The following is a 12,964-nucleotide window of genomic DNA, read 5'->3' on the forward strand; positions in this document are numbered from 1 at the left end:
CCGCATGCAGCCGCCCGCAGCCGGAACCCTCCGCATCCTCCACCTGTCCGACACGCACCTGACCGGTGACGGCGCCCTGCACCAGGGCTCGGTCGACACGACCGCCGCGCTCGACGCCGTCCTCGCCCACGTCGAGGGTGTGCCGGGGGTCGGTCTCGTCGTGATCTCGGGCGACGTGTCCGAGGACGGCAGCGTCGAGTCGTACCGGACGGTCCGCGAACGCGTCGGCGGCTGGGCGGAGCGACACAGTGCCGCGTTCGTCGTCGTGCCGGGGAACCACGACCTCCGCGAGGGGTTCCGCCAGGTGTTCGCGAACGGGCACGTCCTCGGCGAGGGCGGTCGTCCGCTCGCGCACACCATGGAGTACCTGCCGCCGAGCGTCCCCGTCTCGGGCTGGTCGACCGTCGCGGGGTTCCGCATCGTCACGGTCGACACGAGCGTGCCCGGCGCCGGGTACGGCGAGGTCAGCGAGACCGCGGCCGAACGGCTGCAGGCAGCGCTCACCGGTGACCCGGTGCCGCACGGCACGGTCGTCGTCCTGCACCACCCGCCGGTGCCGTCCCCGACGCTCCTGCACGAGGCCCTCCGCCTGCAGGACCCCGAGCACCTCGCCGCGCTCCTCGACGGATCCGACGTCCGGGTCGTGCTCGGCGGCCACCAGCACCACCACGCGGTCGGGTCCCTCGCCGGTGTCCCCGTGCTCGTCGCCCCCGGCGTCGCCAACGACACGGACGTCGTCGGGCCCTACGACGAGGAGTCCGCCCACGTGGCGGCCGGCGCGCTGGTGGTGGAAGTCGCGACGGACGGCTCGGTCTGGTCGACGCCGGTCCGCGTCCCGCGCCCGGACAGCGACCCGATCGCGTTCGTGCTGGACCGCGAGACGGTCGCGCGCATCGCCGCGCAGGCGGGCAGGCCGTGACGCTCCGGCGACCACCGGTCGGACGGGAGGCGCGTGGCGGCCCCGCCACGCGCCTCCCGTCCGACGGTCGTCGCCTCCCGCCGACGGCGCGCCCCGGGTTGGGGGCAGAGGCGCGCGGAGCCCTCCGGTAGCGTCGGAGCGACCAGGACAGGGGGACACGGTGGCCGCGAGTGCACGGGGACCGCAGCGTCGCACGGGCAGCGGAGTACGCCACGGGAAGCTGCGGCGCAGCCGACCGGTCGCGACGCTCCTCGGCGTCGTCGGCACCGCCGCGGTCGTCGCCCTGGTCAGCGTCGGCAGCGTCGCGGCCATCGCCGCGAACGACCTCCGGGGCAACATCGCCACGGTCGAGCTCGGTCCCGGCGACCAGGCCCGGGCGGCGCGCCAGGACATCAACGCGATCCAGGGCGGCGCGAACATCCTGCTCATCGGCTCGGACACGCGTGTCGGTCAGGACGCCGAACCGGAGGACACCGAGGGCGCCCGCAACGACGTCACGATGCTCGTCCACATCAGCGAGGACCACTCGCAGGTGACGGCGGTGTCGTTCCCGCGGGACACGATGGTGCCGATCCCGTCGTGCACGGACCCCGACACCGGCGCGGTGAGCCCGGCACAGCCGAAGGCGATGTTCAACACCGCGCTCGCCCAGGGCGGGCCGAACGGCGGCGTCGCCTGCGTGGTCCGCACCGTGGAGAACCTGACCGGTCTGACGATCCCGTACGCGGGGCTCGTCACCTTCGACGGCGTGATCTCGATGAGCAACGCGCTCGGCGGGGTGACGGTCTGCCTCGCGAAGCCGATCTCGGACGGCTCGTTCCTGAACCTGCCCGCCGGTGAGGTCGCGCTGCAGGGCGACGAGGCGCTCGCGTTCCTCCGCACCCGCCACGGTGTCGACGACGGCAGCGACCTCGCGCGGATCAGCAACCAGCAGGTGTTCCTCTCGGCGATGCTCCGCAAGCTCACCGACGAGGACGCCCTCGCCAACCCGGTCACGCTGTTCCGGTTCGCGTCGGCGGCGACGTCGAGCATGACGCTCTCCGAGGGGCTGAACCGGACGAACACCCTCGTGTCCCTCGCGGCGGCGCTGCGGGACACCGACACCTCGGACATGCTGCTCGTGCAGTACCCGACCGCCGACGACCCGGACGACCGCAACCGCCTGGTGGTCGAGCAGGACGCCGCGCACCTGCTCAACACCGCGCTGCAGGACGACCGGCGCACGCAGCTCGCCGACGGCTCGATCGGACGCGGCGCCGTCGCGGCACCGGACGCCGCCGCCTCGGCTGCTCCGGCTCCGGACGCTCCGGCGTCGAGCGCTCCGGCGGACGGCACGACCGCGTCGGGTGGCGGCACCCCGGCGGCGTCGACCCCGGCGTCGTCCGCTCCCGCCCCGGGCACGCCGACCGCACTGCCGTCGACGATCACCGGGCAGAGTGCGGCGGAGCAGACCTGCTCGAAGGGCTCCCGCTAGGTACCCCTGGCTCACGGACACCGCCCCGGGGTCACGAGTACACCGGAGCCATGCCCACGGAAGGAGCCACCCATGCGCGTCGGTAGTGCAGTGCAGTACGACCGGTACGGCGGGTTCGACGTCGTCGACCTCGTCCCGCAGGAACGTCCCGAACCCGGCCCCGGCGACGTGGTCGTCGAGGTCGTCGCCGCCGGTCTCAACCACGTCGAGCGGTTCCTCCGCGAGGGGAAGCTCCGCGACCACGTCGACCTGACGTTCCCGGCGCACCAGGGCGTCGACTTCGCCGGCATCGTCCGTGCCCGCGGCAAGGAGGTGCGCGACCTCAAGGTCGGCGACGAGGTCATGGGCCACGCGCCCGAGGGCGGTGCGCACGCGACCTGGATCCGCGTCCCGCGCGGCGCGGTCGTGAAGAAGCCCGAGCACGTCGGGTGGGAGGTCGCCGGCGGCCTCTACCTCGCCGGCGCCACCGCCGCGACGATCGTCCGCGGGCTCCGCCTGGGGCCGGAGGACACCGTGGTCATCACGGCGGCGGCGGGCGGGGTCGGGCACATCGAGTGCCAGCTCGCCCACGACGCCGGAGCGACCGTCATCGCTCTCGGCAGCCCGCGGAACCACGACTACCTGCGGCAGATCGGCACACTCCCGGTGGCCTACGGCGACGGCGAGGAGGACCGCATCCGCTCGATCGCCGACGGTCGCCCGATCACGGCCTTCATCGACAACCACGGTGGCGACCGTGAGACCGGTCTCGCGGCCCGGCTCGGCGTGCCCGCGGAACGCGTCGTCTCCTCGGAGGACCGCCGCGACGTCGAGATCCGCTTCCTCCGCGCACCCGCCGAGGACGAGGAGGCCCGCGACCTGCTGACCATGCTCGCGAAGGCCGTGCAGGACCGTCGCGTGCAGGTGCTCATCTCGGGGTTCTACCCGTTCGAGTACATCGTCGACGCGTACGAGGACCTCGCCGAGATGCGCTCCCGCGGCAAGGTCGTCATCGGCATGCAGACCGTCGAGACCGGAGCGCGCCTCGACTGGTACCGCTCGGAGAAGGCCCGTGACCTGCGCGACCGGTACGCCGAGCAACGCGGGTCGGACACCGAGACGATGGCGGGCGGGTCGGCGAGCCCGTCGGCCTGACCGGCGTCCGGCCGACGGACGGCCCCGGTGTCCCACGGGACGCCGGGGCCGTCGTCGGGACGGCCCCGTCGCGTCAGCTCAGGACGTCCTTCGTGGCGAACCGGCCGTACGCCAGGGCGCCGAACACCGCGACGTACCCGAGCTGCAGCACGGCGTTCGACCCGAACGAGTCGAAGGAGATCGGGTCGCGGAGCAGGTCGCCGAAGCCGAGCCACAGGTGCGAGAACAGGAACGGGTGGAGCCAGTCGAGCTGGGGGAGCTGGTCCAGCACCTGGGACACCCCGGCGAGCACCACCGTCGCCGCCATCGCCCCGACGGGCACGGTCGTCAGCGTCGACGCGAACAGGCCGATCGCGGCCAGCCCGAGCATCGACAGGGTCACGTAGAGCGCGAGCAGGACGGCCCGTCCGGCGTACGACCACCCGCCGACCTGCGTGCCCGAGAGCAGCGTGACCGGTCCGATCGGGAACAGCACGGCTCCGATCGCCGCGCCGACCAGCACGACCAGGAGCGTCGCCGCCAGGCAGAAGGCGACCGCTCCGGCGTACTTGACGAGGATGAAGCGCACCCGTCCGGTCGGTGCGACGAGCAGGTAGCGGATCGTGCCGTGCGAGGCCTCGCCCGCGACCGTGTCACCCGCGACGACCCCGACCACGAGCGGCAGGAACAGCGGGATGGACACCGTGAGCGCGGTGAACGCCACGAACAGGCCGTTGTTCGTGATGTCGCCGAGGAACGCCGGTCCGCCGGAGTCCCGGTCGGTGGTCAGCCGCACCGCGATCGCGATGAGCACCGGCACGAGGGCCAGCGCGCCGAGCATCGCCCAGGTGCGGCGCCGGCGGAACACCAGCGCGAGCTCCGAGCCGAGCAGGGCGAACGGGCGGGACGGGCGTCGGACGACGTCAGGCTGCGACATCGAACCCCTCTCCGGTGAGCGCGACGAACAGGTCCTCGAGGGTGCCGCCGCCGACGCTCAGGCCCCGCACCCGCACGTCGGCCCGCACGAGTGCTGCGGTCACCGCCTCGGGCTCCACGTCGGCGGGCAGGTCGGCGACGAGCGTGTCCACCCCGGCGTCGCGACGCGGCGCGAGCCCGAGCCGCGCGAGCACGGCTCCGGCCGCGCCGACGTCCGGCGTGCGGACGGTCACGGTGCGGCCGCCCGTGGCGCGGAGCTCGTCGAGGGAGCCCTGTGCCACGAGCCGCCCGCTGCGCATCACCGCCGCGTGGGTGCAGACCTGCTCGATCTCGGCGAGCAGGTGGCTCGAGACGAACACCGTGGTGCCGTCGTCGGCGAGGGACCGGATGAGGTTCCGGACCTCGCGGGTGCCCTGCGGGTCGAGGCCGTTCGTGGGCTCGTCGAGCACGAGCAGGTCGCGGGGCGCCAGCAGCGCGTTCGCCAGCCCCAGGCGCTGCTTCATGCCGAGCGAGTACGCGTGCGCCTTCTTGTCCGCGGCGTGCGTGAGGCCGACGCGCTCCAGCGCCGTGGCGACGCGGTCACGGCGCGTGCGCGGGTCCGAGGTCGGGTCGGCCGCGTCGAAGCGCTGCAGGTTCGCGCGACCCGAGAGGTACGGGTAGAACGCCGGTCCCTCGACGAGCGCCCCGACCCGGGGGAGCACGTCGTGCAGGGCCGCCGGCATCGGACGCCCGAGCAGCTCGATCGTGCCGCTCGTCGCCGAGGACAGCCCGAGCAGCATCCGGATCGTCGTGGTCTTGCCCGAGCCGTTCGGTCCGAGGAACCCGAAGACCGAACCGCGGGGGACCGTCAGGTCGATGCCGTCGACGGCGCGTTGCTTCCGGAAGACCTTGACGAGCGACGCGGTGCGGACCGCCGGCTGCGGCGCCGGGTCGTCGTCGTGCCGGTCCTGGCCCGCCTCCGCCGTCACTTCGCGGCGGCGACCAGGGCGGACACCGGGACGGCACCGGCCAGGACCCGGCCGTCGTCGGTCAGGTAGACCGACACCAGCGACGTCTGCACGGCACGTCCGCCGTCGACCGACTTCGTCAGCTGGTCGAGCAGCGCGGTCGCGTCGGTGTCGGCGGTCGGGCGACCTGCCGTCCCCGCCGGGAACTCGACGACGGTGTCCCACCCGGAGCCGGTGACGGCCGGCTCGGCACCGCGGTGCGTCGCGCCGTCGTGCCCCGTGCCACCGTGGTGGCCGCCCCGCTCCGAGAGGTCCTGCGTGCTGACCTCGGCACCCGAGGGCGGCGTGAAGTCGAACAGCCGGGCCGCGGGTGCGCCGTAGTCGAGGCTCGTGAAGCCGACCTGGAACGCGGGGTCCTGCTGTCCTGCGGCCGTCACGGTCACGCGCAGCGGCAGTCCGGTCTGCTGGTCGACCGCGAGCCGGACGGTGCCGACGAGCGTGTCCGACGACCGCGGGGTCAGCGTGACCTGCCACGCGGCGTGCCCGGCCACGCGGACCGCCGTCGGGTCGGACACCCGGGTGCTCGGCGTGATCGCGGCGATCGCGCGCTCCGCTGCGTCGGCGGGCGTCGTGGTGCCGGCCTGCGGCACGTCGGAACCCGCGGGCAGCGTGACGTGCACGGCCTTGCGCTCCTTCGAGTCCCACGTCCAGACGTCGGAGCCGTTCCGCACGACGTCCTGCTCGGCCAGCTGCTGGGTGAGCTGGAACCGCTGCCGGTCGACACCGTCCACGTAGACGCGGGCGGTGTGCGACGCGGTCAGCAGGTCGAGCACGTCCGAGGCGTCGCCCTCGAGCGACGAACCACCGCTGCCCGACGGGAGTTCGGGGAGCCCGAGGTCGCTCGTCTGCGCCAGCTGACCGGAGTACTGCGCGTCCCGCGACGAGGCCACGCTCGCCAGGACGGCTGCCGCGCTGGGGTCCTTCCCCGCGATCGGGTCGGCGGCGGCGTTCGCGATCACCGGCGCGGCGACGGCACCGGCCACGACGACCGGTGCGATGACTGCGGGCAGCCAGGCTGACTTCTTCATCGGGTTCCCTCCGGGAGGAGCTTCGGGACGAGGGAACCGTACGTCCGGCAGCCGACAACCGGCTGGGGATCGACCGGCTGGGGATCGACCGTCAGGGCAGCTCCTCGGGCACCCCTCCCTCGTAGGCGCAGATCGCCCGGACCTTCTCGGCGCTCGGCGAGGCGGGGTCGAACGTGTACCCGAGCCACTCGCGCACGAGTCGCCGCGCCAGCTCGACGCCGACCACGCGCTGGCCGAGGCAGAGCACCTGCGCGTCGTTCGACAGCACGGACCGCTCGACCGAGAACGGGTCGTGCGCCGTCACCGCACGGATGCCGGGCACCTTGTTCGCGGCGATGGCCACGCCGAGACCCGTCCCGCAGACCAGGAGCGCCCGGTCGGCCCGGCCGTCGGCCACCATGCGCGCGGCCTCGACGGCGACGTGCGGGTACGCCGTGTGCCCGTCGGCGTCCACGCCCACGTCGACCACGCTCGCCACGCGGTCGTCGGCCTCGAGGTCGCGTCGGAGGACCTCCTTGTGGTCGAACCCCGCGTCGTCCGACCCGATCACCAGACGGAACGTCATGCCGTCACCCCTTCCCGATCGTCCACGCGCGCGGCGAGCACCTCGCCGACGCACGCGAGCACCATCCCCATCGACGTCGCACCCGCGTCCGGGGTGCCGACGCTCTTCTCGGCGAGGGGCCGTGCCCGGCCCACACGCGGCGTGAGCCCGGCGGTGGCGGCCGCCTGCTCGACGGCGACCGCGGCGGCCGTCCGCCACGCCTCGTCCAGTCGCGCGCCCGACCCCACGGCGGCACGCAGCGCGTCCACGAACGGCAGGAGCGCGTCGAGCAGCGTCTTGTCGCCGCGCTGCGCACCGCCGAGGTGCACGATCGCGTCGGCGAACGCCTGCGCCGCGTCGACGACGTCGGCCGCCGTGAGGCGGTCCGCAGCGTCGCCGAGCGACCGACCGAACGCCTCGAGCGCGGCACCCCAGAGCACCCCGGACGTGCCGCCGGCGGAGGCGGCCCACGCCTCACCGGCGCGGCCGAGGACGAAGGCGACCCCTGCCTCCCGGCCGGTCTGCTCGACCGCCCGTCGGGCCGCACCCACCCCCTTCACCATGCCGCGACCGTGGTCGCCGTCGCCGGCGACCGCGTCGATGCGACCGAGCGTCTCCTCGGCGTCGCGCAGCAGCTCGTCCATCGCCGTGACCGCGGCGCGTGCGGCTCCGGCGGCCGTCCGGGAGGCGGCGCTCGCCTCCGGCGCGACGGTCGCCTCCGCAGCGGCCTCGGCCACCGCCGTGGCCGGCACGAGCGCGGCGACCGGCGCCGCCACCTTGCGGTAGCCCGGTGCGTAGGCGTCCGCCCGCCACCGGCGCTCGAGGTCGTCGTCGAGCCACTGCAGGGTGAGGGAGCACCCGCCCATGTCCAGGCTCGTGACGACGTTGCCGACCTCGGGCTCGACGACCTCGAGGCCGGCGGCAACGAGCAGGGGGAGCACCCGGCCCCACAGGAGGAAGAGCTCCTCCTGCGTCGTGTCGCCGAGGCCGTTGAGCACCGGCGCGACCCGCGTGCCGGCGCCGGCCGGACGCTCGTCGAGGAGCCGGTCGACGAGCAGGGCCGCGAGCGCGGTCGCGGAGAGCAGCGGGACGTCGCGGATGCCCGGCTCGCCGTGGATCCCGAGACCGAGCCCGAGGTGCCCGTCCGGCACGCGGAACAGCGGCCGGTCCGCGCCGGGCAGGGTGCAGCCGGAGGCCGCGACGCCGATCGTCCGGGTCGCGGCGTTGCAGCGTCGGCCGGTCCGCTCGACCTCGTCGATCGGTGCCCCTGCAGCGGCGGCGGCGCCCATGGCCTTGAACACGGCGAGGGTCCCCGCGATCCCGCGTCGGTCGGCGGGGTCCGCAGCCGAGGCGACGTCGTCGGTCACGGTGACGATCCGGGTGTCGATGCCCTCGGCGCGGAGCCGCTCGGCCGCGAGCCCGAAGTTCATCCGGTCGCCGGCGTAGTTGCCGAAGGCCAGGACGACGCCGCGTCCCTGGTCGGCGGCCCGGGCGACGGACCAGACCTGTGCGGCGGACGGTGAGGTGAAGACGTTGCCGACGACGGCGCCGGTCGCCAGGCCCGGGCCGACGAGCCCGCAGAAGGCCGGGTAGTGGCCAGAGCCGCCGCCGACGACGACGGCCACCTGCGGTTCGGCGCCGGCGGTGGGCAGGGCGACGACGCCGCCGTGGACGGGGCGGACGCGGTCGGCGTACAGCGCGGTCCAGCCGGCGAGCTGGTCCTCGGCGAACTCCTCGGGAGCGTCGTGGATGGTGGTCATGGTGCTGGGGTCCTCCGTGGTCGGGGCTGGGTGGTCGGGGTCGGTGACGCGGTGGCGCGGTGGCGCGGTGGCGCGGTGGTGGTCGGCGGTCAGTGGGCGGCGCGGTGCCCTCCGTCCTGCGGCACGACGAGGAAGTGGACCATCGCGAAGGCGCAGGCGTAGAGACCGACGAACGTCCACGTCACCGCCTCGCCACCGCCGCCCAGGGCGAGCACGACCGCCACGACCGCGCTGCCGACGAACGCCGCGCCACCCGCGGCCGTCGTGTACACCGCCATGGCCGCGCCCTCGTGCCCGGGGGCGAGCGCCGGCATGATCGCGCCCATCGGCACGAAGCCGGCGAGCATGCAGCCGAAGACGCACCCCGCCACGACCGAGAGCACGTAGCCCCAGTCCGACCCGGCCGGCACGAGCTGCGGGACGTACCACCAGGCGAGCAGGCCCGCGGCGGACCCGACGACGCCGAACCACCGGACGGTGCGCTGCCAGCCGATCCGGTCGCCGACCCAGCCGAACAGCGCGTTCACGAGGATGTTCGTGGCGTAGACGCAGACGGTCATGAGCAGCCACCGCTGCTGGCCCCACCCGCGCTCGTCGGCGATCACGGCGGGCAGGACGACGAACATGCCGAACTCGGGTGCGGTGTCGATCAGCCGGACGGCGAACCCCATCAGGATCCGGGGTCGTGTCGCGAGGAGTCGGATGCCGCTCGTCAGCACGCGCCAGGTGCTCTCGTCCGCGGGGGCGAGGCGCGCGGAGCCGTTCGGCAGGCGGACGCCGAACAGCACGACGAGGAACCCGGCAGTGACCAGGACGACGGAGGCCGCCATCGCCCCGGTCTCGCCGACCGTGCCGCCGCCGAGCGCCGGGATGGCCCCGATCGCGAAGAGCGAGCCGAGCGTCGGCAGGCCGCCGGTGAAGGCGACGTAGAACCAGCCGACCGCCGCGCCGTTCCGCTGCGGCGGCGTCGTGATGCCCACCCAGACCAGGAACGCGAAGGCGAACAGGGGGTAGCCGAGGCCGCGGACCGTGTACGCCACCGCGGCGAACGGCACGCTGCCGGTGCCGAGCGCCACGAGGAACAGCACCTCCGGCACGACCCAGGCGACGAAGCCGACGACCATCACCCGTCGCGGCCCGACCAGGTCGGACAGGGCGCCCGAGAGGTACGACCCGACGAGGGCGGCGAGGCTGGAGCAGGTGACGATCGCCGCGACGGTGGTCTCCGGGCTCCCGAGGACCGCGACCACGTGCGGCACGACGAAGTTCGACTCGACCCCGACCCCCGTCATGAAGAGCAGGACGGCGACGAAGCCGAGGGCGAGCGGGCGGGGGATGCCCATCCGGTCCAGTCGGCCCTCGGTCGCTCGGGCGGTGGACGTGCGTCCGGTGGCGGTCGCCCCGGCGGTGCTTGTCGTGGTCGGTCTGGTGCGGGTCGTCGTCGACACGGGCTGGTCCTCCGTCGGTCAGCTGGACGTCCTCGGGACGACGAGGACTTCCCGACCGTACAACGAGAGTACATCAATGCACAATGTCACGTACTGCTACCGTTCCCGTCATGACTGCAGACCACGCCTCAGCCCTCCGTCCGGGTCCCGCCGACGTCGACCTCACGAACGACCTCACCGGTCGCACCGTCCTGGTGACGGGCGGGGCGTCCGGCATCGGCAGCGCGATCGCCCGGGCCGCCGCCGGACGCGGTGCCCGGGTCGCGATCGTCGACGTCCGCGCCGACGCCGCCTCGTCCGCGGCCGCCGACCTCCCGCCGACCGGGGACGGGGCACCACACCTCGGCCTCGCGTGCGACGTCACCGACGACGGCTCGGTCGGACGGACGGTCACCGCGGTGGTCGACGAGACCGGCACCGTCGACGTGCTCGTCAACTGCGCCGGCATCGTGGCGCTGGACGCCGCCGAGGACCTGGGGGCCGACGCCTGGGCACGGACGCTCGACGTGAACCTGACCGGGACCTTCCGGCTCGCGCAGGCCGTCGGTCGGCACATGCTGGCGGCGGGTCGGGGCCGGATCGTGAACATCGCCTCGCAGGCCGCCCACGTCGGGCTCGACCGGCACGCGGCGTACTGCGCGTCGAAGGCCGGCGTGCTCGGGCTCACCCGCGTGCTGGCGCTCGAGTGGGGCGGTCGCGGGGTGACCGTCAACACGGTGTCGCCGACCGTCGTGCTCACCGACCTGGGGCGCGCGGCGTGGGCGAACGAGGCCGGGGTGCGGCACCAGGACGAGATCCCGACCGGACGCTTCGCGACCCCGGCCGAGGTCGCGGCGGCAGTCCTGTTCCTGGCGAGCGACGCCGCCGCGATGGTGAACGGCGCCGACCTCCGGGTCGACGGCGGGTACACGATCCGCTGAGCCCTGCCGACTACGATCGGCGGTGTCCGACCGAGGTGAAGGGTCCCGCCGCATGTCCTCCGAGAGCACGACCGCGACGGAGGGGGCCAGGGGCCGCTTCCCGCTCGACACCGTCTACCAGGCGGCGCGGATGTACTACCTCGAGGACGCCACGCAGGGCGAGATCGCCGAGCGGCTCGGGGTGTCCCGGCCGACCGTCAGCCGACTCGTGTCCGAGGCGCGGCGCGCCGGGCTCGTCCGGATCGAGGTCGTCGACCCCTTCCAGGACGAGACGGTGGCCCTCGCCGAGCGCCTGCAGGTCGTGCTCGGACTCCGCGCCGTGCACCTGGCGGCGGTCACCCACCAGGCGACCCTCGGCGCGGACCTGGCCGGCCCGATCGCGACCGCGGTCGAGGGGATGGGGCTCGTGCCCGGGGACGCGGTCCTGATGTCCTCCGGCCGGACGGTCTCCGACGTCGCGCACGCGGGCATGCCGCCGCTCACGGGCGTGCAGCTCGTACCGACCGTCGGGGGCCAGGCGGACCCGACGCCCTGGTTCCAGACGAACGAGATCACCCGGGCGGCAGCGCAGCGTTCCGGGGCGATCCCGGCGTTCCTGTTCGCGCAGGCGCTGCCGTCCGCGGCGATGCGGGCGACCCTCGACGAGGACCCGGCGTTCCAGCACGTCGTCGGGCTGTGGGGCCGCGCGAAGGGCGCGTTCCTCGGCATCGGCGCCCCCGTCCTCACCCGCGAGGCGTTCGCCACCGGGCTGCCCGTGGACGACGCCGTGCTGCACGAGGCCGCCGGTGACGTGTGCCTCAACTTCTTCGCGCCCGACGGGTCGCCGGTCGAGTTCCCCGGCAGCGAGCGGATGGTCCGGACCTCGCGGGAGGTCCTGGCCGGGGTCCCGCACGCCGTGGGCGTCGCGGTCGGCGCGGCCAAGGTGACGAGCATCGTCGGTGCCGTGCGCGCCGGCATGGTGAACGAGCTCGTCACCGACGCGGCGACCGCGCGCGCCCTGCTCGACACCCTGGGGTGACGGAGTCCCCGTCCGTCACCGGGTCACGACCACCGCCCTCAGGAGCGAGGTCACCGGGCGTCCGTAGGGTGGGCGCATGCGACTGCTGCTCATCCGCCACGGCCAGACCCCCGCCAACGTGAACGGCGTCCTCGACGCCGAGGTGCCCGGCCCCGGGCTGACCGAGCTCGGGCAGCGGCAGGCCGACGCGCTGCCGGCAGCCCTGGCCGACCGGGGGATCGAGCGGCTCTTCGTCTCCTCGATGGTCCGGACGCAGGTCACCGCCGCACCCCTCGCCGCCGCACTCGGGCTCGAGCCGGAGGTGCTGCCCGGGCTCCGGGAGATCGAGGCCGGCGACCTGCAGGGCAAGCACGACCGGACGTCGGTGCAGATGTACATCTCGACCGTGCACGGGTGGTCCGCCGGCGACCGTGCCAGCCGGATGCCCGGCGCCGAGAGCGGCGACGAGTTCTTCGCCCGGTACGACGAGGCGGTGCGGCACGTCGTCGCCTCCGGGGTCGGCGTCGCCGCGGCGTTCAGCCACGGTGCCGCGATCCGGACGTGGGCGAGCGCCGTCGCGCAGAACACCCCGGACGAGTTCGGGACGCAGCGCCACCTGGAGAACACCGGCATCGTCGAGGTCGAGGGCTCCTTCGAGGACGGCTGGCGCCTGGTCGACTGGGAGGGCGAGCCGGTCGGCGGCGACGAGCTGATCGACCGGACGGCGCAGGACCCGACCGGCGAGCGCTTCTGACCCGACCACGTGACGGACGGGAGGCGCGGTGCCAGCCGGCACCGCGCCTCCCGTCCGGTTGCGT

At 74.4% G+C, this 12,964-nt stretch carries 12 protein-coding genes; 6 read left to right on the plus strand and 6 right to left on the minus strand.

Annotation, left to right across the window (positions count from 1 at the left end; genetic code table 11):
• The first annotated feature begins 4 nt into the window (after window positions 1–4).
• The 3 genes from QUG92_RS00555 to QUG92_RS00565 all read left to right on the plus strand — a co-directional run bounded on the left by QUG92_RS00555 (window position 5) and on the right by QUG92_RS00565 (window position 3,527).
• On the plus strand, window positions 5–919 hold the full coding sequence (locus QUG92_RS00555; protein WP_289457184.1) for a metallophosphoesterase family protein: 915 nt from the start codon (window positions 5–7) through the stop codon (window positions 917–919).
• A gap of 160 nt (window positions 920–1,079) precedes the next feature.
• Window positions 1,080–2,393 carry an LCP family protein gene (locus QUG92_RS00560; RefSeq protein ID WP_289457186.1) on the plus strand — a complete coding sequence of 438 codons (1,314 nt, stop codon included), beginning with the start codon at window positions 1,080–1,082 and terminating at the stop codon, window positions 2,391–2,393.
• A 72-nt stretch (window positions 2,394–2,465) separates the two neighbouring features.
• On the plus strand, window positions 2,466–3,527 hold the full coding sequence (locus QUG92_RS00565) for an NADP-dependent oxidoreductase (protein ID WP_182045637.1): 1,062 nt from the start codon (window positions 2,466–2,468) through the stop codon (window positions 3,525–3,527).
• 73 nt (window positions 3,528–3,600) lie between these two features.
• On the opposite strand, the gene QUG92_RS00570 is transcribed toward QUG92_RS00565, so the two are convergent.
• From QUG92_RS00570 to QUG92_RS00595, 6 genes are all read right to left on the minus strand, one after another.
• Window positions 3,601–4,443: an ABC transporter permease gene (locus QUG92_RS00570; protein ID WP_289457189.1), complete on the minus strand. Its 843-nt coding sequence runs from the start codon at window positions 4,441–4,443 to the stop codon at window positions 3,601–3,603.
• Entirely contained in the window at window positions 4,430–5,410 is a 981-nt protein-coding gene (locus QUG92_RS00575; RefSeq protein ID WP_182045639.1) for an ABC transporter ATP-binding protein, read from the minus strand. The genes QUG92_RS00570 and QUG92_RS00575 overlap by 14 nt, the downstream gene beginning before the upstream one ends.
• A complete protein-coding gene (locus tag QUG92_RS00580; RefSeq protein WP_289457192.1) occupies window positions 5,407–6,477 on the minus strand; it encodes a LolA family protein in 1,071 nt (356 codons plus the stop codon). Before QUG92_RS00580 ends, QUG92_RS00575 begins: the two co-directional genes overlap by 4 nt.
• A 91-nt stretch (window positions 6,478–6,568) precedes the next feature.
• Window positions 6,569–7,042, minus strand: coding sequence for a ribose-5-phosphate isomerase (locus tag QUG92_RS00585; RefSeq protein WP_182045641.1), 474 nt, complete (start codon window positions 7,040–7,042; stop codon window positions 6,569–6,571).
• Entirely contained in the window at window positions 7,039–8,781 is a 1,743-nt protein-coding gene (locus QUG92_RS00590) for a dihydroxyacetone kinase family protein (RefSeq protein ID WP_289457193.1), read from the minus strand. Before QUG92_RS00590 ends, QUG92_RS00585 begins: the two co-directional genes overlap by 4 nt.
• An 89-nt stretch (window positions 8,782–8,870) precedes the next feature.
• Window positions 8,871–10,229 (minus strand): RbtT/DalT/CsbX family MFS transporter, encoded by a 1,359-nt coding sequence (locus tag QUG92_RS00595; protein ID WP_289457194.1) that lies wholly within the window; start codon window positions 10,227–10,229, stop codon window positions 8,871–8,873.
• A gap of 110 nt (window positions 10,230–10,339) precedes the next feature.
• Here QUG92_RS00595 and QUG92_RS00600 point away from each other — a divergent pair, with 110 nt between their 5' ends.
• The 3 genes from QUG92_RS00600 to QUG92_RS00610 all read left to right on the plus strand — a co-directional run bounded on the left by QUG92_RS00600 (window position 10,340) and on the right by QUG92_RS00610 (window position 12,900).
• Window positions 10,340–11,149 carry a GolD/DthD family dehydrogenase gene (locus tag QUG92_RS00600; RefSeq protein ID WP_289457195.1) on the plus strand — a complete coding sequence of 270 codons (810 nt, stop codon included), beginning with the start codon at window positions 10,340–10,342 and terminating at the stop codon, window positions 11,147–11,149.
• A 52-nt stretch (window positions 11,150–11,201) separates the two neighbouring features.
• Window positions 11,202–12,167, plus strand: coding sequence for a sugar-binding transcriptional regulator (locus tag QUG92_RS00605; RefSeq protein ID WP_182045644.1), 966 nt, complete (start codon window positions 11,202–11,204; stop codon window positions 12,165–12,167).
• Window positions 12,168–12,243: 76 nt separating this feature from the next.
• The gene (locus QUG92_RS00610; RefSeq protein ID WP_289457196.1) at window positions 12,244–12,900 is read left to right on the plus strand and encodes a histidine phosphatase family protein; all 657 of its coding nucleotides are present in this window, start codon (window positions 12,244–12,246) and stop codon (window positions 12,898–12,900) included.
• The last annotated feature ends 64 nt before the right edge of the window (window positions 12,901–12,964 follow it).

It is taken from the genome of Curtobacterium citri (genome assembly GCF_030362955.1).
GTDB classification, from domain to species: Bacteria; Actinomycetota; Actinomycetes; order Actinomycetales; family Microbacteriaceae; genus Curtobacterium; species Curtobacterium citri.